Origin of the sequence: Marinobacter sp. AN1, from assembly GCF_026013985.1 — a bacterium.
GTDB lineage: Bacteria > Pseudomonadota > Gammaproteobacteria > Pseudomonadales > Oleiphilaceae > Marinobacter > Marinobacter segnicrescens.
In genome coordinates this window covers 1-23,931 of the sequence record NZ_CP110342.1, presented here as the reverse complement: position 1 = coordinate 23,931, position 23,931 = coordinate 1, and the positions used below count along the sequence as shown (strand labels likewise).

General features: G+C 58.4%; 19 protein-coding genes. 8 read left to right on the top strand and 11 right to left on the bottom strand.

Annotated features, from left to right (window positions below):
• Positions 1 to 144 precede the first annotated feature (144 nt).
• Genes LJ360_RS00095 through LJ360_RS00070 form a run of 6 tightly spaced genes read right to left on the bottom strand, consistent with a single transcriptional unit; the run spans position 145 to position 7,704 of the window.
• Complete coding sequence (locus LJ360_RS00095; protein WP_264994887.1) at positions 145 to 1,716, bottom strand: gamma-glutamyltransferase family protein; 1,572 nt, start codon at positions 1,714 to 1,716, stop codon at positions 145 to 147.
• Positions 1,713 to 2,468 carry a GntR family transcriptional regulator gene (locus LJ360_RS00090; RefSeq protein ID WP_264994886.1) on the bottom strand — a complete coding sequence of 252 codons (756 nt, stop codon included), beginning with the start codon at positions 2,466 to 2,468 and terminating at the stop codon, positions 1,713 to 1,715. Before LJ360_RS00090 ends, LJ360_RS00095 begins: the two co-directional genes overlap by 4 nt.
• Positions 2,461 to 4,122 carry a dipeptide ABC transporter ATP-binding protein gene (locus LJ360_RS00085; RefSeq protein ID WP_264994885.1) on the bottom strand — a complete coding sequence of 554 codons (1,662 nt, stop codon included), beginning with the start codon at positions 4,120 to 4,122 and terminating at the stop codon, positions 2,461 to 2,463. Before LJ360_RS00085 ends, LJ360_RS00090 begins: the two co-directional genes overlap by 8 nt.
• A gap of 10 nt (positions 4,123 to 4,132) precedes the next feature.
• A complete protein-coding gene (locus LJ360_RS00080) occupies positions 4,133 to 5,035 on the bottom strand; it encodes an ABC transporter permease (RefSeq protein ID WP_091850763.1) in 903 nt (300 codons plus the stop codon).
• Between the two features lies 1 nt (position 5,036).
• The gene (locus LJ360_RS00075) at positions 5,037 to 6,065 is read right to left on the bottom strand and encodes an ABC transporter permease (RefSeq protein ID WP_091850765.1); all 1,029 of its coding nucleotides are present in this window, start codon (positions 6,063 to 6,065) and stop codon (positions 5,037 to 5,039) included.
• A 25-nt stretch (positions 6,066 to 6,090) separates the two neighbouring features.
• A complete protein-coding gene (locus LJ360_RS00070; protein ID WP_264994884.1) occupies positions 6,091 to 7,704 on the bottom strand; it encodes an ABC transporter substrate-binding protein in 1,614 nt (537 codons plus the stop codon).
• Positions 7,705 to 8,060: 356 nt separating this feature from the next.
• On the opposite strand from LJ360_RS00070, the gene LJ360_RS00065 reads away from it, so the two are divergent.
• From LJ360_RS00065 to LJ360_RS00030, 8 genes are all read left to right on the top strand, one after another.
• Positions 8,061 to 8,795 carry a VC0807 family protein gene (locus tag LJ360_RS00065; protein WP_091850769.1) on the top strand — a complete coding sequence of 245 codons (735 nt, stop codon included), beginning with the start codon at positions 8,061 to 8,063 and terminating at the stop codon, positions 8,793 to 8,795.
• 303 nt (positions 8,796 to 9,098) lie between these two features.
• The gene (locus LJ360_RS00060) at positions 9,099 to 10,712 is read left to right on the top strand and encodes a long-chain-fatty-acid--CoA ligase (protein WP_091850771.1); all 1,614 of its coding nucleotides are present in this window, start codon (positions 9,099 to 9,101) and stop codon (positions 10,710 to 10,712) included.
• A 168-nt stretch (positions 10,713 to 10,880) separates the two neighbouring features.
• Positions 10,881 to 12,110 carry an ABC transporter substrate-binding protein gene (locus LJ360_RS00055; protein WP_091850773.1) on the top strand — a complete coding sequence of 410 codons (1,230 nt, stop codon included), beginning with the start codon at positions 10,881 to 10,883 and terminating at the stop codon, positions 12,108 to 12,110.
• Positions 12,111 to 12,188: 78 nt separating this feature from the next.
• Positions 12,189 to 13,058, top strand: a complete 870-nt coding sequence (locus tag LJ360_RS00050; protein ID WP_091850775.1) for a branched-chain amino acid ABC transporter permease — start codon at positions 12,189 to 12,191, stop codon at positions 13,056 to 13,058.
• The gene (locus tag LJ360_RS00045; RefSeq protein WP_091850777.1) at positions 13,055 to 14,002 is read left to right on the top strand and encodes a branched-chain amino acid ABC transporter permease; all 948 of its coding nucleotides are present in this window, start codon (positions 13,055 to 13,057) and stop codon (positions 14,000 to 14,002) included. Before LJ360_RS00050 ends, LJ360_RS00045 begins: the two co-directional genes overlap by 4 nt.
• Entirely contained in the window at positions 13,995 to 14,768 is a 774-nt protein-coding gene (locus LJ360_RS00040) for an ABC transporter ATP-binding protein (protein ID WP_091850779.1), read from the top strand. The genes LJ360_RS00045 and LJ360_RS00040 overlap by 8 nt, the downstream gene beginning before the upstream one ends.
• Entirely contained in the window at positions 14,765 to 15,469 is a 705-nt protein-coding gene (locus tag LJ360_RS00035; RefSeq protein WP_091850781.1) for an ABC transporter ATP-binding protein, read from the top strand. The genes LJ360_RS00040 and LJ360_RS00035 overlap by 4 nt, the downstream gene beginning before the upstream one ends.
• Before the next feature lie 120 nt (positions 15,470 to 15,589).
• The gene (locus LJ360_RS00030) at positions 15,590 to 16,327 is read left to right on the top strand and encodes a TetR/AcrR family transcriptional regulator (protein WP_264994883.1); all 738 of its coding nucleotides are present in this window, start codon (positions 15,590 to 15,592) and stop codon (positions 16,325 to 16,327) included.
• Between the two features lie 80 nt (positions 16,328 to 16,407).
• Here LJ360_RS00030 and gyrB read toward each other — a convergent pair whose 3' ends face one another.
• The 5 genes from gyrB to dnaA are packed head-to-tail and all read right to left on the bottom strand — an operon-like array spanning position 16,408 to position 23,931.
• A complete protein-coding gene (gyrB, locus tag LJ360_RS00025; protein WP_264994882.1) occupies positions 16,408 to 18,822 on the bottom strand; it encodes a DNA topoisomerase (ATP-hydrolyzing) subunit B in 2,415 nt (804 codons plus the stop codon).
• Between the two features lie 34 nt (positions 18,823 to 18,856).
• A complete protein-coding gene (gene recF / locus LJ360_RS00020; RefSeq protein WP_264994881.1) occupies positions 18,857 to 19,978 on the bottom strand; it encodes a DNA replication/repair protein RecF in 1,122 nt (373 codons plus the stop codon).
• Entirely contained in the window at positions 19,978 to 21,261 is a 1,284-nt protein-coding gene (locus LJ360_RS00015) for an ABC1 kinase family protein (RefSeq protein WP_091850789.1), read from the bottom strand. The genes recF and LJ360_RS00015 overlap by 1 nt, the downstream gene beginning before the upstream one ends.
• Positions 21,262 to 21,300: 39 nt before the next feature.
• Positions 21,301 to 22,404: a DNA polymerase III subunit beta gene (dnaN, locus tag LJ360_RS00010; RefSeq protein WP_091850790.1), complete on the bottom strand. Its 1,104-nt coding sequence runs from the start codon at positions 22,402 to 22,404 to the stop codon at positions 21,301 to 21,303.
• 45 nt (positions 22,405 to 22,449) lie between these two features.
• Entirely contained in the window at positions 22,450 to 23,931 is a 1,482-nt protein-coding gene (gene dnaA, locus LJ360_RS00005) for a chromosomal replication initiator protein DnaA (RefSeq protein ID WP_091850792.1), read from the bottom strand.

Sequence of the window (23,931 nt, the reverse complement as noted above, 5' to 3'; positions counted from 1 at the left end):
CGGCCAGTATCCCGGCGACGATACCCAGCAGGGTGCAGGCGATAATCATATCCATGGTATGTCCTTCTTTCGTTGGTTGGCGCGATGCGTCGCTGTGAAGATTACTGGCCGCTGGACGCTTGCGATGGGTGCAAGCACCTACTGTCACTGCCCCAGGGCGATACCTTCACCGCGGGGATCATGCATGGCTTCACGGCGGCCATCGGCGTATATCGCGATGGCTCCGGCGAGGCCGGTAAAGGGACTAAGCTCCGGTATCCATTCGATATCGTGCCCCCTTGCAGTCAACGACGCTGCCACCGCCGGCGCAATTGTTCGCTCCAGCTTCAGACTCTCACTGCTACCAAAGAAACTGCGCCCCTGCAGAAAGCGGGGAGCCGACAGCGCCCGGTCCACAGGTTGGCGGTAATCCACCAGTTGCGCCGCCAGTACCAGCTGGGTCTGGGGCTGGCCGTCGCCACCCTGGGTACCGAAATAGAATTGCCGGCCATCGTCCGCCAGGTAGGCCGACGGGTTCAGGGTGTGGGCCGGCCGCTTGCCGGGAGCCCAGCCGTTGGCATGGGAGGGGTCCGGATTGAAGCCTGCGGCGCGATTGAGCCACAGGATTCCGGTATCGCCAATCATGCAACCGGAGCCGAAATCGTGGAAAAGGCTCTGCATCAGGCAGGCAGTGCGACCCTGGCTGTCGGTGGCGGCAAGCCAGACGGTGTCAGCGGGCCGGCCTTGCTCCTGCCAGGGCACGGCAATCTCAGGGTCAATGGCCGCATAATCGACAGCCGCCCGCGACCGGCTCAGCAGGCGCCGAATATCGAGGGTGCCGCCTGTGGGATCACAGAGGTCACGGTTACGCCGTCTGAGCTGCGCCTTGACGGCCTCAACCAGGTAGTGGAAATAGTCAGCGCCGCCGTTCTCCAGCGCCCCCATGTGGACAAAGTTAAGGGCATTCAGGGCACTGAGGGTATACAGCCCCTGGCTGGGAGGGGGGAAGTTGTACAGGGTTCCCTGCCGGTAGCGAATGCTCAGGGGCTCACTATGCCAGGCCTTCGTCGTGACAAGGTCATCCCGGGTCAGGCCATTGCCCAGCTTGCAGAATCCCTCCGCCAGGGCCGTCGCCAGTTCCCCTTCATAGAAATCCTCCATACCCGCCCTGGCCAGGTGCATCAGGGTGGTTGCCAGTTCCGGGCGTGTGACGGGTGTACCCGCGGTAAGGAGCTCGCCGGTTGTATCACAACACAGGGCACTGAGGTCCGGCAGATCATCGATCAGACCCCGGCGCTGCTGTTGCCAGAAAGCCTGGTTGCCGGCCACCTCATAGCCATCCCGGGCCAGGCTGATCGCTTCCTCCAGCAGGTCAGGCCAGGTCATGGTCGAACCCCAACGGTGTCGACTCCAGTCGTGGGCCAGGGACCAGGCCCGCAGGGCGCCCGCCGTGGTGGCTGTCGAAGCCGGACCACGCATGGTAATCGCCCCGGATTCGGGCAGGCGGCGGCCGGCCTGGCCCAGCCCCATCAGCATATCCACCTTCATGCCATTGCTCAGCAACCAGAGGGCGTCACCGCCGATACCACTCATATGGGGGCAGACCACCGACAGCACCGCGCCGGCTGCCATGGCTGCGTCAATAGCGGTGCCACCAGCCTGGAGCACAGCCTGCCCCGCTGTTGTGGCCCGGGGGTCGGGAGTGGTAATCACTCCCGTTAACGATTCAGCCTTCATGCCGAGGCCCCCCGGGTGGCGGTAAGGGGCTGGTGCTCCGCTACAAATTCCGCCGACATGGCGCTGACAGTCTGGACGTGAACGCGCATCAGACGGGCCACCCCATCGGCATCACCGGCGAGGATACCCTGGACAATCGCATCATGCTCTTCCCAGGACTTGCTGACCCGGTTGGCCAGTCGGAACTGGGCCCGTCGAAACGGCGCCAGCCGGGTGCGGGTAGCCTCGGCAAGCTGCCTTAACTGGGCGCTCTGGGCCCCTTCAAAGATAAGGTTATGGAACTCCTGGTTGTAACGGGCATAGGCATCGGCCGTACCGTCCCTTACCAGGTGGACCGAATCCTGATGCAGGGTCAGTAAACGTTGCCTCTGGCTACTGTTCATCCTCAGTGCCGCCAACCGCGCCAGGGCCGCTTCCAGCTCTGCCATGGCTTCGTACAGGTCACCAAGGGCGGCCGGTGACAGGGTCGCCACCATCACCCCCCGGTTGGGCCGGTGCGTCACCAGGCCCATGGCCGCAAGGTGGCCGAACATTTCCCGGATCGGCGTACGGGAGACGCCGAAACGCTCGGCCAGGGCCCGGGCATCCAGCTTGGTACCGGGTGGCAGGCGACCACTTACGATGTCGTCTGCCAGGGTCTGGACCAATGTGTCCACTACGGTGCCCTTACGGACGGGAGCCGATTCGATTTTCTCGCCCCCGGAATGCTCTGCCCTGTTCAGGTTCAATGGCCGGCGTCCTTGTTCAGTCATTAGCGGCAGCCTGCGGCGGGTGGGGGATGGCCGCCAGCAGGGTTCGGGTATAGTCAGTCGCGGGGGCAGCCAGCAGCTGGCGGGCATCACCTTCTTCAACGATGGCGCCGTTCTGCATCACCATGATCCGGTCGCACAGCAGCCGCACCACATTGAGGTCGTGGGAGATAAACAGGTAGCTCATACCCAACCGGTGCTTCAGGTCTTCCAGCAGGTTGAGGACAATGGCCTGCACGGATACGTCGAGAGCGGCAGTAGGTTCATCGAGGATCAATAATCTGGGATCCAGGGCAATGGCCCGGGCGATCCCCACCCTGGCTTTCTGACCACCGGACAGCTGGTGGGGAAAACGGTCAAGCAGGTTAACCGGTAAACCCACCAGGGCCGCCAGTTCGAGAATGCGCGCCTCCCGCTGCTGCCGATTCATATGGCTTGCCAATCGTTGCAGGGGGTCCCCGATGGACTGGGCCGCACTCCAGCGGGGGTTAAGGCTGTCAGTGGGGTCCTGAAACACCATCTGCAGCTTGCCGCGCAGGGGGTGGGCGGCGAACTTCGCCGCCGGAATCGCGGCAATGTCTTCTCCCAGAAACTCAATGGCTCCCCCGGTCGTATCCAGCAGGCGCATGACCATGGCGGAGGTAGTCGACTTGCCACAGCCGCTCTCACCCACCAGCCCGAGACTTTCCCCTTCGCGAATGGTAAAGGACAGGTCCTGAACCGCCAGGTGGCCGTTATCCGCACCGGGCTTTCCGAACTGTTTTTTCAGACCTTTGACGGTCAGTAGCGGCTCACCGACGTCGTGGGTTTCCGGAAGGGGCATCGCCGTCGCTCGCAAAGCGGCGGGCAACAGGTCCCTTACCTCAGAGTCGATTCGGGGGGTCGCCTGCAAAAGTTGGCGGGTATAGGCCTCCCGGGCGCCATGGAACAGTTCGGCAGACCCGTTGGCTTCTACAATCCTGCCCTTTTCCATCACCACCAGCCGATCACAGTAGGCAGCAGCCAGTCCCAGGTCATGGGTGATGAGAATGGTGGACATGTCGTATTCCCGGGTAAGGTCAACGATCAGGTCCATCACCGCCTTCTGTGTCGTCACGTCCAGCCCGGTGGTGGGTTCATCAGCGATCAGTAGCCGGGGCCGACAGGCCAGCGCGATCGCGATGACCACGCGCTGACACATGCCGCCTGAGAGTTCAAAGGGATAGGCATCGTAGCGCTGTTCCGGGTCGCGGATCTTCACGGCTCTGAGCATCTCGACGGCCTTTTCCCGTGCATTACCACGGGTTGCCTGACTGTGCTGAACAAGCACATCCGCCACCTGCTGGCCAATTCGGCGGATCGGGTTCAGGGCAGCGCGGGGGTTCTGGAAAACCATCGAGATCTCTCGCCCGCGAATGTCCCTCATGTCCCTTTCCCGTGCCTTGTGCAGGGCCATGCCGCCATAGGTGATGCGTCCACCGGCAATACGGCCGGCCCGGTCGAGGATACGCATGACGGCATAGGAGGTTACCGACTTGCCGGAACCGGATTCACCGACAATGCCGAGGGTTTCACCCTTGCCCACGACCAGGGAAATATCATCGATAGCCCGCACTGTGCCGTTACGGGTAGCGAAATCAACACTCAGGTGCTGAACATCCAGCAATGGAATGGTCATGGTGATTTCCTCAGGTGCGACGCTGGGGATCCACCAGATCCCGCAGACCGTCACCAATCAGGTTGAAGGTGAACACAGCCAGCATCAGGGCCAGGCCGGGGAAGATAACCAGCCACCATTCGCCGGAGATAATGAAGTTGGCGCCTTCGGCCACCATGATCCCCCACTCCGGAGACGGTGGCTGCACCCCCAGCCCGATAAACGACAGCCCGGCGGCATTGAGGATGGCCCATCCCATATTGAGTGAGATCTGCACCATCATCGGCGGCATGATGTTGGGGAAAATGTGGCCGAACAGCACCCGCAGCTCCGAGTTTCCGGACAGGCGGGCAGCCTGGACATAACCCACATTGCGACGAATGCTGACCTCCGCCCGGGCCATCCGGGCGTAGAAAGGCAGGTTAATGATGGCGGTGGCGTAGACGATGTTTTCCACCGTGTTGCCAGCCGCGGCAACAATGCCCATGGCCAGCACGAACAGCGGGAAGGCCATGATGGTGTCCACCAGGCGTCCGGTGATGCGGTCGGTCCAGCCTCCGAAGTAGCCGGCGAGTGACCCGATCACCGATCCCACCACGAAGGAAATGGCCACGGCAGACACAGAAATCAGCAGGTCCAGCCGGGTCGCCACCACCACCCGGGAGAATACATCCCGACCTAGGTGATCCGTACCGAACCAGTGCGCCAGGCTGGGAGGCTGAAGCGCAGCGCCCACACCGGTGGCAAGGGGGTCGTGGGGCACCAGGTAAGGCCCGAACAAGGCCGCCAGGATAATCAGGGCGAACAGGCCGAAAGCCAGGCCGGTGACCGGGTTCTCAGACATCACATACTTCAGGTGGCTCCAGTAACTGCTGCGGGGCCGGGTGGGAGCAGTGGCAGACGCAACGGTGGATCCGGGGGTCATGCTGGTCATGTCAGCTCTCCTCCCCCACTCGGGGATCAATCAGGGTGTAGATCACATCAATCAACAGGTTGAGCAGTACAAACAGCAACGCCATGGAGAGCACAAAACCCTGCACCGCCGCGTAGTCCGATACCACCAGTGCCTCCACCGCAAAGGAACCGATGCCCGGCCAGGCAAACACTTTCTCCACCAGTACGTTGGCCCCCAGCAGGAAGGAAAACACCATGCCAAGGGTGGTCACCACCGGCAGCAGGGCGTTGCGAAAGGCATAGGTGACCAGCACGCGGCGCCCGTTAAGGCCGGCCGCGCGGGCGGTGCGAACAAACTCGCTGCCCAGGGTCTGCAGCATCGCAGCACGGGTCATCCGGGCAATGGGAGCCAGGGTGAAGAGGGCCAGGGTGATCAGCGGCAGTGCCATCTGGGCAATCGCGGCACGGAAGGTTTCCCAGTCACCGGCGATCAGTGTATCGATGGTGTAGAAGCCGGTTACCGTCTCTGGCGGCAGGTACATCATATCGATCCGGCCCATGGGCGCAGGTGCCCAGCCCAGCAGGTAATAGAAGATGTACATCAGGGCCAGGCCGGTAAAAAAGGTGGGCAGGGACACCCCGGCGGTGACCAGGAAGCGACACAGGTGGTCAACCCAGGTATTGGGCCGGGTAGCTGCCATCACCCCAAGGGGAACGGCGATCAGGAAGGACAGCAGCAGTGCTCCGAGGGTCAGCTCCAGCGACGCAGGGAGCCGGGTCGCCAGCTCCGCCACCACCGGCTGACCGGTGGAAATTGCCATGCCCAGGTTGCCGGTCAGCAGATCGGTCACATAGTTCACGAACTGCACCGGTAACGGCTGGTCCAGGCCCAGGTTGCGTCGCACCTGTTCAATGGACTCCGCATCTGCCATGGGTCCGGCAAAATACGCGGCCGGATCACCAGGCAGCGCCCGGGTCAGCAAAAAGCAAACCACCAGAATACCGATGACCGTTGGAATCGCTTCCAGCAGGCGCAAGCCAACCTTGCGGGCTTTGAGGGCCAGGGACATGGCGCTTTCTCCTTTTGTGACCAGGTCAGGCAGGTTTCAGGGAGCGAATATCCATCTGGCGATGGAACCAGAACTGGTAGCCGTTTGCGCCATTGGTCAGTGCCACGTTAAGCGTTGGCTGCCATAAGGGGATGCGGGGCACATCCTCCTGGGCCAGCTCGATCATCCGCTTGACGTTGGGTGCGTACTGCGGGTGGTCCATGGCCATGTCCAGGGTATCGTCCACCAGCTTCGCCATTTCGGCATTGTCGTAGTTGGATGAGTTAAAAAGGTTGCCCTTGATATAGGCCCAGTAGAAGTAATAGTCCGGGGTGTTGAGCCAGCCGCCGAAGTTCTCAAGATGCAGGGGAAGACGCTTCTCCACCAGGGCGATGGTTCGCCAGTTGGCACCGGGGATCTTTTCGATGGTGACCTCTATGCCGATCTGGGCCAGGCTCTGCTGTATCAACAGCGCAGCGGGTTCGGCCCAGTCTGCATGGGAAAGGTTGAACGACAGGGGTACGGTGAAACCGTCCTTGTACCCGGTTTCAGCCAGCAAGGCCCTGGCCTTGTCGAGATTGGTGGAGTAGGGCGAGCGACGGGGCCAGGCAATGTCGTCAACGGTTTTCGATCCGCCCCAGGTGGGGACACCCAGGCCGTAGGCCGCCTGTTCAAAGATCCGCTCATAGGGCACCGCCCAGGCAATGGCCTGGCGCACGCGCTTGTCCTTGAAGGGCTCGAAATCCAGGTTGGGGCACAGGCAATAAATGCAGTTCTCGATGGGCGAACTGACCACCTGGATGTCCGGACGACTGGCCAGTTCCTTCGCGTCCTTGTTGGGAATGTTGTGGGCCGCCGTAATACTGCCTCTTTCCAGGAGTGCTCGCCGGGTGGCCTGGGACGGTACCTCCCGCAGGATTACCCGCTGATAACCGGGCAGGGCGCCACCTTTCCAGTCCTCATTACGCTCGTATACCAGTTGTTGGCCGGCATCCCAGCGGGCGACCTTGTACGCCCCCGAGCCGGCCGGGTTGCGGTGCAGGTACTCCGTGGCCCAGGGGTCTGCCTCGGTGGCATGGGCCCGGGCCACTTCCGAGTTGATCACCACCGGTATCGGCGTGGCCAGGTCCGGCAGCGCCAGCTTGGACGAGAACGGCAGGGTAATGCGGAAAGTGTGTTCATCCACGACCTCGAACTGCTCCGGTGACTCCAGCCGCCCGGCTTTCATCTGAACGGTAGGAAACCCACCAAGGGACACGGAGCGGTCAAAGGACCATTTCACATCGTGGGCGGTAACCGGCTTGCCATCCCAGAAGGTGGCGCCCTTGCGCAGGAAGAAGGTCATGACGGTGCCATCCCCGCTGATCTCCCAGGACTCCGCCAGCTCTGGCTGCACGTTGTCGTAGTCGTAGCTCAGGGAGCCATCATCGAGGGTCTTGGTGCCAAAGGTCACCAGGCGGTCATAACAGTTGATGGCCACCTGGTAGCTGTCCCGGTTGGTACCACTGCGGTGAATATCCAGGCTGTTGATGGTGCCGCCAAATACCACTACGGCGGTTTCGCTGGTCGCAGCGCTGGCAGGCAATACCTTGAGGTATGGCAGCAGGCTGGCGCCCAGCCCCAGGCTTGCGGCTCCCTTCAGAAAGTGACGACGATCCATTTTGCATACTCCTCGGCAGGTTTGTTGCCAAATGTGTATGCAACCGAAAGGCCAATCCCCGGCCAAAGCGAACAGGAATTTTAATAAATTTTTATTTTACAAGAACTTATATTACGTCTGAAACAACGCCAACGGTGTTCATTAAAGGTAACAATATAGGCCTGGACCTGTCTCCGGGTGGTACATGCACTGTTTGAGAGCGCTCTGCCCGATAGTGAAACCCGCTACACACCCACCGGATCGATGCGATGGAAACCAACATGGTATGATCCGGTCTGAACCAATGCCTGGCCCTGTCCACAGTCGGGTAAGGCGGACAAGACATCTCATTCCAGAACCAGGCCCGGGCCACCCATATGACAACAGCTCGCAAGGATATCCCCGACCACAAGCCCCGCCCCTGGGTGGACCTGCTGGTCAGTATCATCATTCCCTCGGTCATCCTGATGAAACTGAGTGGTGATGAATACCTGGGCAATACCTGGGCGCTGCTGATCGGTCTGGCGTTTCCACTGGGGTGGGGTCTGTTTGAACTTGTCCGGTATCGCAAGAAAAACTTCATTGCGGTGCTGGGGGTGATCAGCGTGGGGCTGACCGGGGGCATTGGTCTTATGGAGATTGATGCCCAGTGGCTGGCAGTCAAGGAAGCGGCCGTGCCCCTGGTGATCGGCCTGGCTGTACTGATATCCACCCGCACCAAATACCCGCTGGTGCGCACACTGCTTTACAACCCCAATGTACTCGATGTGGACAAGATCCAGCAGTCCCTGCAGGAAAGGGGCTGCGAAGCGGAGTTCGAGAACCGGCTGATGAAGGCCAGTTACTTCTTCGCCGGTACCTTCCTGTTCTCCGCAATCATGAATTACATTCTGGCCCGTTGGATCGTCACCAGCCCCTCTGGTACCCAGGCGTTCAATGAAGAGCTTGGCCGCATGACCCTGGTGAGCTATCCGATGATCGCCATTCCCTCCATGGTGATGATGATTGCCATCTTCTTCTACCTGTGGCGTACCATTCGCCGGCTCACCGGGCACACCCTGGAAGAGGTCATCTCTCCGGCCGCCAGCGGGCAGGGCAACAAGGGCAGTTGAGCTGCCCTCACTCGGGTGTGCCGCCATCTGGTAGTGAGACCCACCCATTTATACGAAAGTATGATTGTTAGCACTTACTATCGCTGAAAATCCGGTATAGCCTCGATTCCTGAAAAGCACTACCTCTGACAACCTCCCCCGATAGAAAAAATCAATCAGGTTTCTCATTGCGTATTTCGAACGCTCGCTCTAATTTCAGGGGGATGAAAGAACAAAAATTAAGCAATGAGTATCGCCGCTGGAAAAGAAACATCCGCTAATCGGTATGTAGCGTAACAGTACAGACATAAAACGGTTGGACCCATGAACAAATACAATGAACTGGGCAAAACCGTGGCCAACTACGCCACCCTGAGTCCGGTGAGTTTTCTCAGGCGTTCGGCCACTGTCTATCCCCACAAGACTGCGGTCATCGACGATGACATGACCCTCAGCTACCAGCAACTGCTGGAGCGGAGCACCCGCCTGGCCAGCGCCCTGGCGGACGCCGGAATCGGCCACGACGATACCGTAGCGATGCTCTGCCCGAACAGCCACGAGATGCTGGAAGCCCACTACGGCGTACCCATGGCAGGGGCCGTACTCAATACCCTCAACATTCGGCTTGATGCCGCCACCCTGGGTTTTATCCTCAACCACGGCGAAGCCCGGGTGCTGATGTACGACACCGAGTTTGAACCGGTGGTACGGGAGACCCTGGCCTCTGTGGATCACCCGCCATTACTGATCGCCATTGAACGGGACGCCGGCCCTACCGACGGCCTTGCCGGCCAGGACTATGAAGCCCTGCTCGTCTCTGGCAACCCCGATGCCGCCTGGTCCGGCCCCCGTGATGAGTGGGACGCCATCAGCCTTAACTACACCTCCGGTACCACCGGTAACCCAAAAGGGGTGGTCTACCACCACCGGGGTGCCTACCTGGCCGCCATGAGCGATGCCATGGCCTTCAACATGAACGACCAGACCGTCTATCTGTGGACCCTCCCAATGTTCCACTGCAACGGCTGGGGTTATACCTGGGCCATCACCGCCGTTGGCGGTACCCATGTGTGCCTGCGCAAGGTGGATGCGGACGATATCTACCAGCGTATTGAACGCTACGGCGTTACCCATATGTGCGGTGCCCCCATCGTCCTCAACATGGTACTGACGGAACTTGGCCGTCAGGGCAGGCGGCTGTCATTCCCGGCCCAGTTCGCCCTTGGCGGTGCCGCACCCCCGAGTGCCGTGATCCGCAAGGCAGAGGAAATCGGCTTCGTGATTACCCACCTCTATGGCCTGACGGAATCCTACGGTCCGGCAAGTCTCTGCGTGCCGCAACCGGAATGGGCAGACCTGCCCCTGGAACAGAAAGCGGTGAAGATGTCCCGTCAGGGTGTGCAGACACTCTCTGTGGATGAAATCACCGTGCTGGACCGGGACACCGGGGAACCTGTACCCCACGATGGACAAACCCTGGGGGAGATCTGTATCCGGGGCAATACGGTGATGAAGGGCTACCTGAAGAATCCAGACGCCACCGAAAAGGCATTCAACCGCGGTTGGTTCAATTCCGGCGACCTGGCGGTGGTGCACCCGGACAACTATATAGAGATCCGGGACCGGGCCAAGGACATCATTATTTCCGGGGGAGAGAACATTTCCAGCCTGGAGGTGGAGGAAGCCCTCTACCTGCACCCGGACGTGTCGGAAGCAGCGGTGGTGGCCATGGCCGACGAGAAGTGGGGAGAGGTGCCCTGTGCCTTCGTCGCGCCGGTCAACGATGATGGCAGCCTCACCGAGGACGCCATCATCGCCCACTGCCGGGAGAAGCTGGCCCGGTTCAAGGTGCCCAAACGGGTAGTCATCGGTGAGCTGCCCAAGACCGCTACCGGCAAGATTCGCAAGAACCTGCTGCGGGAGCAGCTGGGAGACTGAGGCGGGGCCGTTGCCCCAAATTCATTCACAACTCGAACGACAACTGATTACAGGGAGGTCCTGGACAACCCGGGAACCTGGGCGACAGACATCGCGCAGACTCCCGGGGAAGGTATCCGGAAAGTCGCTTCCAGTGACAACAAAGACAACAACGAGGAGCAATCCCCTATGAAGACGTTCAATCCGAAAAATCTCATGGTATCCGCCATGACCGCCGCCACCCTCAGCCTTGGCGCAGGGGGCGTTATGGCTGACGATCATCCCATCCACTTCGGTGGTATCTACATCCTCTCCGGCAGCGCGGCCACCTATGGTGAGTTTGCGCAGGAGGGCATCAACCTCGCCATCGACGAAATTAACCAGAGCGGTGGCATCCTCGGAAGGCAAGTCGAAGTCACCTTCGAAGACAGTCAGGGCAAGGCGGCTACGGCTATCCAGGCTGCCCGCAAACTCGCCTACCAGGACAATGTCGATGCATTGCTGGGCCTGGACAGCTCCGGTGTCGCCCAGGGCATGGTGCCAACGGTGCCAGAGTTGCAGAAACCATTCATTATCACCCACGCCGCAACACCCGATGTCACCGGCAACCTCTGCAACGAGTTTACCTACCGTATCAGCGTCAACGTACCGCAAAACCAGAAGGCCGCGGCCCGCATTGCCGCAAAGACCGATGCCAAACGGTGGACCACCATTGGCCCGGATTACGCCTTTGGTCACCAGACCTGGGAATACTTCGGCAACTACCTGAAAGAGCTGAAGCCGGATGTCGAGCTGATGGAACAGACCGCCTTCCCGCGGTTCGGTGCCGAAGACTTTACTCCGTTCATCAATGGCATTATGGATGCGGATCCCGACGGGGTCATTATCTCGGTCTGGGGCGGCGACCTGGTTAACTTTGTGCGCCAGGCTACCAACCTGGGGTTCTTCGATCAGGGCTATGAGCTGATGTTCACGGTAGGCGCCGCCACCGAGGTGCTGGACGCCCTGGGCGACCGCATGCCGGAAGGCGTCTGGCTTTCTACCCGCTACTGGTATGACGCCTACGATAATGAGCTCAACCAGAAGTTCGTCAAGGCCTACATGGATCGCTACGACCATGCCCCTAGCTATAACGCACAGGGTGCCTACTCGGCCATCTACGCCTACAAGCAGGCGATGGAAGCCGCCGGAACCACCGACGGCCCGGCGGTTGCCAAGGCGCTGTCCGGCATGACCATGGAGGCAACGAATGGCACGGTGACCTTCCGCAAGGCCGACAACCAGGCCATGGTTTCTCCCACCTGGGGTAAAACCGGTCCGATGCATCCGGAACACGGTATCCGGACCCTGACCGATATCCAGGTCTTTGACGGCGAGGACATCTCAAGGGCACCTGAGGAGACCGGCTGCTCCCTGTAATGACAGCGACGCGCAACCGGTGGAGGGCCGGCTAGTTGCCGGCCCTCCAGTCTTCCATTTCTCCTTATAGAGGTGCCTATGTCTGGCCTGGGTCCCGCACTACTCAACAGCCTCGAGATGGGCCTGCTGCTGTTTGTGATCGCAGTGGGGCTGAACATCGTGTTCGGGGTGCTTAACATCATCAATTTCGCCCATGGTGCCCTGTATATGCTCGGTGCCTACCTGGCTTACACCCTGATGTCCCTGGCGGGATTATCCTTCTGGGTGGCGCTGATTATCGCGCCATTGGGTGTTGCGGTGATTGCCGTCGTTATTGACCGGCTTATGCTGAGATTTATTTACCACAGGGACGTAGCCGACAGCCTTCTGCTGACATTTGCCATTTTGCTGATCATTGCGGAAAGCATCCGCAGCATCTTTGGCTCCAATATCCAGGCGGTCTATCCGCCGGACGCCCTTCAGGGCACCGTGAGCCTTCTGGGTGGCTCCTACCCGGTGTACAGTCTGTTTGTGATTTTTTCGGGCCTGGTGATCCTGGCCGGGCTCTGGTACCTGTTCAACCGCACACGCGTTGGCAAGATCATGCGTGCCGCAGCCCTCGACCGCGACATGGCGGAAGCCCTGTGCATCAACACACGCATGGTGGTTACCGGGGTCTTCGCCTTCGGCGCCTGGCTGGCCGGTGTTGGCGGTGTGATTGCAGCCCCGATGCGTACCATTGACCCCGGCATGGGCGACAAGATCATCATCGAGTCCTTCATTGTGGTGGTCATTGGCGGCCTGGGCAGCTTCCCCGGCGCCTTGCTTGGCGCTCTGATCCTGGGCGCCATCTACGGCTTTGGTGGCCGTTATTTCCCTGAGTTCAACCTGCTGCTGCCGTTCCTGGGTATGGCCCTGGTGCTGCTGTTCAAACCCACCGGACTGATGGGCAAAGGAGCCAACGCATGAAGCAGAATATCCTCCTCGGGGTCCTGCTGGTGGCCATCGCACTGCTGATTGCGCTCCCCTGGTACGCTCCGTTCTTCTATATCTTTATCTTTACCGAGATTCTGATCCTCGGACTGTTTGCGGTGAGCTTCAACCTCATCTTCGGTTATACGGGGATGCTGAGTTTTGGCCACGCCGCCTACTTCGGCATGGGGGCCTATACCACCGCCATGCTGTTACTGCACCAGGACTGGCCTTTCGTCTATACACTCTTTGCTGCCATGGCCCTGTCCGGTCTCCTGGCCCTGGTTATCGGTTTTCTCTGTGTGCGGCTCAGCGAGGTTTACTTCGCTATGCTGACCCTGGCCTTTGGCATGATGGTGTTCACCATCGCACACTCCTGGCGGGATGTGACCAATGGCAGTGACGGCATTGCCGGCTTCCGCATCAAGGAGTTCGGCCTCGGACTGGATCTGACCATCGGTAACCCGGCGGTTTATTACCACGTCACATTGGTCGTGGTTGGTATTGCAGCGCTCATCCTGTACATCATCAGCCGTAGCTCCTTTGGCATGATCCTCAAGGCCATCCGGCAAAATCCCGAGCGGGTCTCCTTCTGTGGCCTGAACATCCGTAGCTATCGCCTGGCATCGTTCACCATCGGCGGCATCTTCGCCGGCCTGGCCGGTGCACTGATTGCACCCTTCCTGCGGGTCGCGAGTCCGGAGCTGATGCACTGGTCCATGTCCGCGGAGCCGGTGCTCATGTCCATCCTGGGCGGTACCGGATATTTCCTGGGTCCGTTTGTCGGCGCAGCCATGTTCGTGCTGCTGGAAACCTGGATCACCAGCTTCACCGAGTCCTGGATGCTGTTCCTGGGCATTGTGCTGGCGCTGATGGTGATGTTCTTCCGCAAGGGTGTTCTCGGCACCTTCCTGGACTGGTGGATGAATAAAAATGACTGATCCAATCCTCAAAATCAGCAATCTGACCAAGCGTTTCGGTGGCAATACCGCCGTTTCGGACATCAACCTGGAAATACAGCCGCAGGAAACCGTGGCGATTATCGGCCCCAACGGTGCCGGCAAGACGACCTTCTACAACATGGTCTCCGGGCGTATGACACCCACCGAGGGCAAGATCGAGCTTGAGGGGCAGGACATTACCGGCCTGCCTCCCCACAAGATCAGCCGGATGGGGGTTTCCCGGTCTTTCCAGATCAACAACATCTTTCCGGAAATGACCGTCCAGGAAAACGTGGAAGTTGCGGTCACCGCCTTTCACGGCCACAGCCGCAAGCTGTTCAACTTCGCCAGTCGTAACAAGGCCGTTCAGGAAGAGGCGAGGGAACTGCTGGCCAAGTTGCAAATCCTTGAACTGGCCGATCGCCGCGCCGAGGTCATCAGCTATGGTGACAAACGCCTGCTGGAGATCGCCGTGGTACTTGCTACCCGTCCACACCTGGTGTTGCTGGACGAGCCGACAGCGGGTATGACCCCGGATGAAACAAAGCGTACCACCTCACTGATCCGGCAACTGGCGGATACCGGCGAGTACACCTTTCTCATTACCGAGCATGATATGGACGTGGTGTTTGGTCTGGCAGACCGCATCCTGGTGATGCACCGGGGTGAGAACCTGTTCGTCGGAACGCCGGACGAGGTGAAAGCCCATCCGGAGGTACGTCGTGCCTATCTGGGCGAAGAAGAGGAAGAGGAGGCCAGCGCATGATTCTGGAAGTGAACGATATCCACACCTATTACGGAGAAAGCCTGGCACTGCAGGGACTCAGCTTTTCAGTCAATGAGGGCGAGACCGTCTGCCTCCTTGGCCGCAACGGCGCCGGCAAGAGCACCACGCTCAAGAGCATCATCGGCTTAACGCCCCCCCGCAAGGGGACCATCGTCTTTGATGGCCAGACTATTTCGGGTAAACCCGCCCACAAAATAGCCCGGATGGGTATTGGCTATGTTCCGGAGGACCGGCGTATTTTCCCCGGCCTTACCGTGAGGGAGAACCTTGAGGTTGCTGAGTATCGCCGCTCCGGGGAGACGCCAGCGTGGACCGTGGAGCGTGTCCTGGACGAGTACCCCATGCTGGCTGAACTGGTCAACCAGGATGGTGATACCCTCTCCGGTGGTCAACAACAGATGCTGACAGTAGCCCGGTCGTTGATGATCCAGCCCAGGGTATTACTGCTGGACGAGCCCAACGAAGGGTTGGCACCGGTTATTGTCCAGCAGATCGGCAGGCTCATCGATGAACTCAGCAAGACCACGACGATCGTGTTTACAGATCAGAGTGTCCATTTTGCATTGAAGCACGCCCAACGCGCGTTCATCCTGGAACGGGGTAAGGTCGTGCATGAGGCCACCAGCGATGATCTGCGCAATGATCACGAGACCCAGGAGCGTTATCTGTCAGTGGCATAAGGGTCGTGTCCCTGGCTTCGTTTGGCGGGCAGGGATCCAGGCCACATCCTGCGAAGGTCGACTCGGCATAAGCCCTGTGGCTGTCGTATACTGCTCACTTCGCAAGCGGGCGAGCACACCATGATTCAGGATTTTGAGACATTCAAGGCAGAACTGAGTCTCTCCAAAGAAGAGATTTGCAGGGAGCTGTACCAGGAAAATACGGACAAGATCCGTATCAAGAAAGAAACCACCGCCACAAGGAACCTGGCGCGGATTATTGATTCCACCTTGCGGCTGGCCAATTCCAAGGGCTTTCATGCTATGACCCTGCGCGACCTGTGTTCCGACTCAGGACTCAGCATGGGAGGGCTTTATGCCTATATCCGCAACAAGGATGACCTGATTCACCTCATCCAGAGTCATGGCTTCAAACTGACCCGACGTACTGTGCTACAGTACATAGCGGACATCCGGGATCCAGTGGAAAAACTCTCCCAGGCGATCCGCGCCCACGTCTTTCTCAGTGAACTGATCCGGCCCTGGTTTTACTTTTCCTATATGGAAGCTAAGAGCCTGCCGCCAGTGGAAAAACAGAATGCGGTTGCCACTGAAAGGGAGATCGAAACCATCTTCTGCAACATTATTTCGGAAGGAATCGAACAGGGCGTTTTCCGGCAGATCAACGCCCGCCTGCTGTCTTCCCTCATCAAGGCAATGATGCAGGATTGGTACCTGAAGCGTCGCAAGTACCGGGAGCAGGGTGTGTCTGTGGAAGACTTTGCCAATCAGATTCGTGACCTTCTACAAGCCTATTTGTTACCTGTTGCCAGCGGCAAGCTGGCCGTCGCCCATAAGGCCACCAGTTCCGCAACTTGATCGTTCTGTGGGTGGCGAGCCGCCCAATAAAAAGCCCCGGAAGGACAGGCCTTTCCGGGGCTTTTTTATGACGGTGTCATTTACACATCAAGGTTGGTAACCGCCAGGGCGTTGGTTTGTATGAAGTTACGCCGTGGCTCTACATCATCGCCCATCAAAGTCGAGAAGATCTGATCCGCAGCGATGGCATCCTCGATCGTCACCTTCATCATCCGACGGGTTTCCGGATCCATGGTGGTTTCCCACAGCTGCTCAGGGTTCATTTCACCAAGCCCCTTGTAGCGCTGAATATTCAGGCCACGCTGGGCTTCCTTCATCAGCCACTCAAGGGCGCCTTCGAAGCTCAATACCGCCTGTTTACGCTCACCCCGCTGAACATAGGCACCATCTTCGATCAGGCCGTCGAGGGTTTCCCCCAAACGTGCGATTGCCTTGTAGGAAGATGACTCAAAGAAGTCGTGGCTGAACACGTGGGTGTAAGGGATGCCATGTACGTAGATGGTCACCTTGGGCAGGAACAGGTTCCTTTCCGAATCCCTCTCTACCGAGAAGGTGTACTTGGTACCAGTACGGGTATCCAGGTCGAGGCCTTCACCGAGACGTCCAACCCAACGGGTAACCGCTTCTTCGGAGGACAGATCTTCCGGTGACAACGTCGTGTTATAGACCATCTGACGCAATACCATCTCCGGGTATGCCCGTGCCAGGCGGTCAATCATGGCCATTACCGCCTGATAGTCCTTGACCATGGTTTCCAGCGCGGAATCCTTGATCGCCGGTGCTTCCGGATTCACGAACAGCTGGGCGTTCTCCAGAGCCGTCTGGGTAAGGTAGGCCTCTTTTGCCTTCTCATCCTTCAGGTACTGTTCCTGCTTACCCCGCTTGACCTTGTACAGGGGCGGCATAGCAATAAAGACGTGTCCCCGTTCGATAATTTCGCGCATCTGGCGAAACAGGAAAGTGAGCAGCAATGTACGGATGTGGGAGCCATCCACGTCGGCGTCGGTCATGATGATGATGGAGTGGTAGCGCAGCTTGTCGGGATCAAACTCCTCCCGGCCGATACCACAACCCAGCGCGGTAATCAGCGTCCCAACCTCGACAGATGACAACATCTTGTCAAACCGGGCCTTTTCCACGTTCAGGATCTTACCCTTGAGTGGCAGGATAGCCTGGGTGCGACGCTCACGGCCCTGCTTGGCTGAGCCACCCGCAGAGTCACCCTCCACAATGAACAATTCGGAGAGTGCGGGGTCTTTCTCCTGGCAGTCAGCCAGTTTTCCGGGAAGACCGGCAATGTCCAGGGCACCCTTGCGACGGGTCATGTCGCGGGCCTTTCTTGCAGCTTCCCTTGCCCGTGCCGCTTCGATCATCTTGTTCACAATCGCCTTGGCTTCGTTCGGCTGCTCCTGGAGGTAATCCGAAAAGCTCTGGTATAGCTCCTGTTCGACCGCGGTTTTCACCTCGGAAGAAACCAGCTTGTCCTTGGTCTGCGACGAGAACTTCGGATCAGGCACCTTCACACTGACAATCGCGGTAAGTCCTTCCCGGGCATCGTCACCAGAGGTGTTCACCTTGGCTTTCTTGCCCAGGCCTTCATGTTCGATGTAATTATTCAGTGAGCGGGTAAGCGCAGCACGGAACCCGGCGAGGTGAGTACCACCGTCACGCTGGGGAATATTGTTGGTAAACGAGTAGATATTTTCCTGGAAGGAGTCGTTCCACTGCATCGCTACTTCTACTGCGATGCCGTCTTCCCGTTCCCGGTCAAAATGGAATACACGGTTCAGAGGCGTCTTGTTCTGGTTGAGGTGTTCGACGAACGCCCGGAGGCCCCCTTCATATTCGAAAATTTCCTCCTTTCCACTCCGTTCGTCCTGTAGTCGGATGCGTACACCGGAATTCAGGAAGGCGAGTTCACGAAGGCGCTTCGCCAGGATGTCATAGTGGAATTCGATGCTGGTGAAAGTATCGGGGGAAGGGATGAAATGTACTTCAGTACCGCTACGATCCGTATCGCCAACAACGGACAAAGGCCCATTGGGCACCCCATGGGTATAGGTTTGCTCATGGACCTGGTTATCACGACGGATTGTGAGCTTCAGGGAAGAAGACAGGGCGTTAACCACTGAGACGCCAACACCGTGCAGCCCACCGGAGACTTTGTAGGAGTTATCGTCGAACTTACCACCGGCATGGAGCACAGTCATGATGACTTCTGCCGCGGAAACCCCTTCCTCTTCATGGAGGTCGACTGGGATCCCGCGCCCGTTGTCCTTCACGGTTACCGACTCATCTGCATGGATCACCACGCCGATCTCGGAACAGTGGCCTGCCAGCGCTTCGTCGATGGAGTTGTCCACCAGTTCAAACACCATATGGTGCAGGCCGGTGCCATCGTCCGTGTCGCCAATGTACATGCCAGGGCGTTTACGCACGGCATCCAGGCCCTTGAGAACCTTGATACTGGAGGAATTGTAGCTCTGTTCACTCATTCGGACGCTCCTGAAGCGCTGGTTTGTTCTTCCGTTAGCCGTCCATGTTCACGTGGAACATCTTGTAGTCCGACGGCGGGACCTCCCATAGGAGGGAAGGGTCCGGTCTCTCGATTGCTGTCATGAAAACCTGACTACCCAGGCGATTGAGCCTTTCTGCCAGCAGGCGGCGATGGACCAGATCCAGCTCGGCATTAATATCGTCGAGCAGAAAGGTCACCTGTTTACCCCGGGTTGCCAATACCTCGCCCTGACTAAGCTTCATAAGAATAACCAGGGTTTTTTGTTGTCCGCGGGAAAACAGCTCGGCCACGGCATGACCGTGGTAGCGAAGCCTTATATCAGCGCGGTTAGGGCCATAAAGGGTATGACCAACCTTGCGTTCTTGCTCGCGATGTTCGATCAACGTGGTTGCGAGTCCCTTCTTTCGATCCCAGCCCGGACTGTATTCGACCTTCAGCGCTGCCGCCCATTCTCCATGAACCTGCTCAAGTACCGAGCGAAGGTGAGTCGCAAACTCTGAGAATACCCTGAGCCGAAGCTCATCAACCTGCTGTGCCAGCTCGACAAACTGGCGGTCCCAGACCTGCAACTGGTGATCGTCTATTCTACCACTTCTGAGGATCTGATTCCGCTGTGATATGGTTCTCTGGCATTGCTGCCAAAGCGGAGCAAAAGAAGGTTCCACGTGGAACACCAACCAGTCCAGAAACTGACGTCGCTTGCCAGGCCCACCTGCAACGATGTCGAAAACCCCGGGATCAATGACGGAAACCGGAAACAGCGAAGCCAACACCGACAAGCTGTAGACATTCTCCCCGTTAACACGCAAACGGGTTTCCCGGGATTGAATATCCCTTGAAAACCCCAGCCTTGCCGATGTCGCCGTGTCCGCTCGACCAAGCTCCACCACCGCTGGCACACTGCGTTCCGAGACTGCCCCGAACACCACAAACCGCTGCTGGCCTTCACGGCAGACCACCTGGTGACGATTCTGACGGAAAGAACGCCCTAGCCCGAGATAGGCAATAGCTTCAAGCAAGCTGGTTTTGCCACTACCGTTCGCTCCGTAGATCAGATTGACCCAAGGGGAAAACTTGAACGGGCCTGGGGCAAGGTTACGAAAATTCTCAGTCTGAAGGGAAAGCAGGGCCATCAGTGCAGCATGGTCAGTCGATCGTCCATAAAGACGTCCATCTCCGGGGCAAGGATGTGTACGTAACGATCGAAATAGAGGAACTGTTTTAGCAACAAGGCGAACTCGCGGGGGAAATGTAGACCATGATCCTCACCAATCCGCACAACTTCCATAAGGATGTTGTTCACTTCATCATCGGCTTCGTTGACTTGCCAGTCAGTCGCGGACTCATCCGGAACCATACGATCCATATTCCGGTATAGCTGCTGCAGATCATGGGCGAGGGCATCGACGTTCACCGACTCCCGGGTAACCCCGATGCGTACCATGGCATCAGCCATACCCTCAAAATTGCCTGCCATTACAGCCGCAATAAAGTCTGAAACCGCCTGCCAGGTCTGAGGCCGGATTCGACCGACGATTCCGAAGTCGATAAAGCCAATACGACCATCGTCAAGCACCATAAGGTTGCCGGCATGTACGTCAGCATGGAAGAACTCGCATTGGGTCAGGCTGGCAAACCAGGTGTTCATCGCCGTAATCAGGGTTCTCTCCGGATCGTTGGTAACCCGGCGGATGGTATCGAGGTCGGTCAGCGGAACACCATGGAAACGCTCCATAGTCAGCACCCGGCGCGTGCTGTAGTCGTGGTAGACACGGGGAACCACGACATCCTCATTATGGGTGTTCTGCAGGAAATTTCGGAAGGTATCCAGGTTGCGGGCTTCCATGATGAAATCGCACTCTTCCATCATGGTCTGCTGGATCTCCTCGACAATACCGGACAGCGATGTCCACGAGAGGCGAGGCGCCAGGGTTTCCACTACCCGAGAAGACAGGTAAAGAAAATTCAGGTCAGTCAGCAGAACTGTCTCGACCCCCGGCTTTTGTACCTTGATAACCACTTCTTCGCCCGTCACCAGCGTCGCCGCATGGACCTGGGCTATGGACGCCGATGCCAGTGGTACCGGGTCAATCTCTCGGTAGACGTCTTCTAGCGGGCGCCCCAGTTCCTCCCGAACGATGCGTCGGATCGAACTGAAGGGGATACTCGGAGTTCGATCCAGACAGCCCTGAAATTCATCCACATATTCCCGGGGAAAGAACGTCGGAGAGCTGGCTATGAACTGGCCGAGCTTGATATAGGTCGCCCCCAGGGATTCGAAGGTCTCTCTCAACAGCCGTGGCGCAGGAGGTCGGTGACCACCTAGCCAGCCCAGCCCGGTGCGCCCGAGGACGGTCATGGTCTGACCAATTCGCAGAGCGCCCTTCAATCCCTGTGAAACTGATACTTTCGCCATCACCGACACCTCCTTTTATAAAGTGCGCTCGCGCGGCTGCTACAATCGCATCGGCATGACGACGTAAAGACTGCGGCTATCACTGTCCGACTCGATCAGTGCACTACTGTTTGGATTGGACAATGTGATCCGTACCTGATCATCATCCAGGGCATTCATGACATCCACAAGGTAGCCCACGTTAAACCCGATCTGAAGCGCTTCTCCCTGGTACTCAACCGAAAGCGCATCTTCCGCCTGTTCCTGGTCCGGGTTATTGGCGAACACTTCCAGTTTGTCCGGGGACAAATGCAGGCGAACACCACGGATATTCTCGTGGGACAGGATGCCCGCCCGTTGCAGGGTATTCTTGAGTGTCGAGCGGTCAGCCAGCACGACCTTGTCACCACCGCGGGGAATCACACGGTTATAGTCCGGGAACTTGCCCTCAATGAGCTTGGAGGTAAATGTATAGCTTCCTACCGTAACCCTCAGATGGTTATCTCCGATCACCAGGGTTGCCGGCGCCTCGACGTCATCCAGCAAACGGGCCAGTTCAAGAACACCCTTGCGGGGCACAATGACCTGTCGATCTTCGTCAACGCCGGTCGCCATATCGAAATGGGCCATCGCCAAGCGGTGTCCATCGGTCGCTACCGTGCGCAGGAATTCGGGAGAAACCTCCAGCAAAAGGCCGTTCAGGTAGTAACGAACGTCCTGCTGTGCCATGGCAAACGCAGTCGCTTCCAACATCCGGCCCAGCTCTTTCTGGGGAACATCCAGGCGTACACTGGCCTCCTCATCTTCAACGTTGGGAAAGTGCTGCGCCGGAAGGGTTGAAAGCGTAAAGTGACTGGCGCCACAACGAAGATGAAGGCGGTCACCCTCCAGGGCAAGCTCGATGGGAGCTTCATCTCCCAGGGCCCGACAGATATCCGACAGTTTCCTGGCCGGCACGGTAATCGCCCCGGGCTGGTCTACATGAACCGGCGTTACCCTGGCCACGAGCTCCACTTCCATATTGGTGCCTGTGAGGGTCAGGTGATTGTCCTCGGCAACCAACAGGACGTTGGAAAGCACTGGCATGGTCTGCTTGCGCTCCACGACACCGGCGATGGACTGGAGTGGCGTGAGCAGGGCTTCTCGGCTGATGGTCAGTTTCATGTCACTCAACGTTCCTGTGGCTGTATTCCGATCATTCACTCAACGTCAGCTGGTCAGCAGACGCATGAAATTCTGATAATCCTCCCGGATGCCCGGGTCACTTTCCCGCAGCTCAACAATCTTCTTGCAGGCATGCAGGACGGTGGTATGGTCGCGGCCACCAAAGGCATCGCCGATTTCCGGCAGACTGTGATTGGTGAGTTCCTTGGACAGCGCCATAGCCATCTGCCGGGGCCGGGTAACGGTACGGGTCCGGCGCTTGGACAACAGATCCGCCACCTTGATTTTGTAGTACTCCGCGACCGTGCGCTGGATATTGTCGATACTGACCTGCTTTTCGTGGAGCGCAAGCAGGTCCTTAAGGCTCTCCCGGATAAAGGGCGGCGTTATCTCCGATCCGGTAAAGTGGGCATTGGCAATCACCAGGCGCAGTGCCCCCTCAAGCTCCCGCACATTGGAGCGGATTTTCTGGGCGATAAAAAAGGCAGCCTCGCTGCTCAGTCGCACCTTGGCCTGCTCGGCCTTCTTCATAAGGATGGCCACACGGGTTTCCAGCTCCGGCGGTTCCACCATGACCGTCAGCCCCCACCCGAACCGGGACTTCAGGCGCTCTTCCATGTCCGTAATTTCCTTGGGAAACCGGTCACAGGTAACGATAACCTGCTGCCCACCTTCCAACAAGGCATTGAAGGTGTGGAAAAACTCCTCCTGGGAGCGCTCCTTGCGGGCAAAGAACTGGATATCATCAATCAGCAATGCATCAACCGAACGATAGTAGCGCTTGAACTCATTAATGGCGTTCAACTGCAACGCCTTGACCATGTCCGCGACGAAACGTTCGGAACGCAGGTACGCGACCTTGGCCCCTGGATTTCGACGAACGATCTCGTTTCCGATGGCGTGCATCAGGTGGGTTTTACCAAGGCCAACCCCACCGTAGAGAAACAGGGGGTTATAGGCACCACCAGGGTTTTCTGCCACCTGCATGGATGCCGCCCGGGCCAGTTGGTTCGACTTGCCTTCAACGAAGGTATCGAAGGTGAATCCTTCGTTGAGAAAAGACTGGTGTTTGATGTCTCCTTCCACCTGGACAGACGAACGTTTCGGACTGGACGACGGCACCGACGCAGCCACCCCTTTCTCTTCCTCGGTAACGGGACCGGAATTGTCCTCACCGACCGGAATTGAGCGAGGCACCTGACCCGTTCCGGACGTCACAGCCGCGCGGGCCTTGGCCGCAGTTACGCCGCCAACCCCCTCATTGCCTGGCCCCGACAGTTTCGAGGCGGAACCGACTTTCATGTTTACCCGGGGTGCCTGCCCCCCTTCCAGATCCTTGATCACCTCTTCTATACGACGCAGGTATTTCTGGTTGACCCAGTCCATCACGAATCGGTTAGGGGCAAACAGCACCAGGTTGCCCTCATCCAGCTGCGGCTGAAGCGGTCTTAGCCAGGTATTGAACTGTTGTGCCGGAAACTCATCCCGGAGTACTTCAAGACATTGATGCCAGATACTCTGCGGCAC

Excerpts from the sequence above, each read along its gene's own strand:
- LJ360_RS00095 (WP_264994887.1), bottom strand. The coding sequence starts at position 1,716 with ATGAAGGCTGAATCGTTAACGGGAGTGATTACCACTCCCGACCCCCGG.
- LJ360_RS00090 (WP_264994886.1), bottom strand. The coding sequence starts at position 2,468 with ATGACTGAACAAGGACGCCGGCCATTGAACCTGAACAGGGCAGAGCAT.
- LJ360_RS00085 (WP_264994885.1), bottom strand. The coding sequence starts at position 4,122 with ATGACCATTCCATTGCTGGATGTTCAGCACCTGAGTGTTGATTTCGCT.
- LJ360_RS00080 (WP_091850763.1), bottom strand. The coding sequence starts at position 5,035 with ATGACCAGCATGACCCCCGGATCCACCGTTGCGTCTGCCACTGCTCCC.
- LJ360_RS00075 (WP_091850765.1), bottom strand. The coding sequence starts at position 6,065 with ATGTCCCTGGCCCTCAAAGCCCGCAAGGTTGGCTTGCGCCTGCTGGAA.
- LJ360_RS00070 (WP_264994884.1), bottom strand. The coding sequence starts at position 7,704 with ATGGATCGTCGTCACTTTCTGAAGGGAGCCGCAAGCCTGGGGCTGGGC.
- LJ360_RS00065 (WP_091850769.1), top strand. The coding sequence starts at position 8,061 with ATGACAACAGCTCGCAAGGATATCCCCGACCACAAGCCCCGCCCCTGG.
- LJ360_RS00060 (WP_091850771.1), top strand. The coding sequence starts at position 9,099 with ATGAACAAATACAATGAACTGGGCAAAACCGTGGCCAACTACGCCACC.
- LJ360_RS00055 (WP_091850773.1), top strand. The coding sequence starts at position 10,881 with ATGAAGACGTTCAATCCGAAAAATCTCATGGTATCCGCCATGACCGCC.
- LJ360_RS00050 (WP_091850775.1), top strand. The coding sequence starts at position 12,189 with ATGTCTGGCCTGGGTCCCGCACTACTCAACAGCCTCGAGATGGGCCTG.
- LJ360_RS00045 (WP_091850777.1), top strand. The coding sequence starts at position 13,055 with ATGAAGCAGAATATCCTCCTCGGGGTCCTGCTGGTGGCCATCGCACTG.
- LJ360_RS00040 (WP_091850779.1), top strand. The coding sequence starts at position 13,995 with ATGACTGATCCAATCCTCAAAATCAGCAATCTGACCAAGCGTTTCGGT.
- LJ360_RS00035 (WP_091850781.1), top strand. The coding sequence starts at position 14,765 with ATGATTCTGGAAGTGAACGATATCCACACCTATTACGGAGAAAGCCTG.
- LJ360_RS00030 (WP_264994883.1), top strand. The coding sequence starts at position 15,590 with ATGATTCAGGATTTTGAGACATTCAAGGCAGAACTGAGTCTCTCCAAA.
- gyrB (WP_264994882.1), bottom strand. The coding sequence starts at position 18,822 with ATGAGTGAACAGAGCTACAATTCCTCCAGTATCAAGGTTCTCAAGGGC.
- recF (WP_264994881.1), bottom strand. The coding sequence starts at position 19,978 with ATGGCCCTGCTTTCCCTTCAGACTGAGAATTTTCGTAACCTTGCCCCA.
- LJ360_RS00015 (WP_091850789.1), bottom strand. The coding sequence starts at position 21,261 with ATGGCGAAAGTATCAGTTTCACAGGGATTGAAGGGCGCTCTGCGAATT.
- dnaN (WP_091850790.1), bottom strand. The coding sequence starts at position 22,404 with ATGAAACTGACCATCAGCCGAGAAGCCCTGCTCACGCCACTCCAGTCC.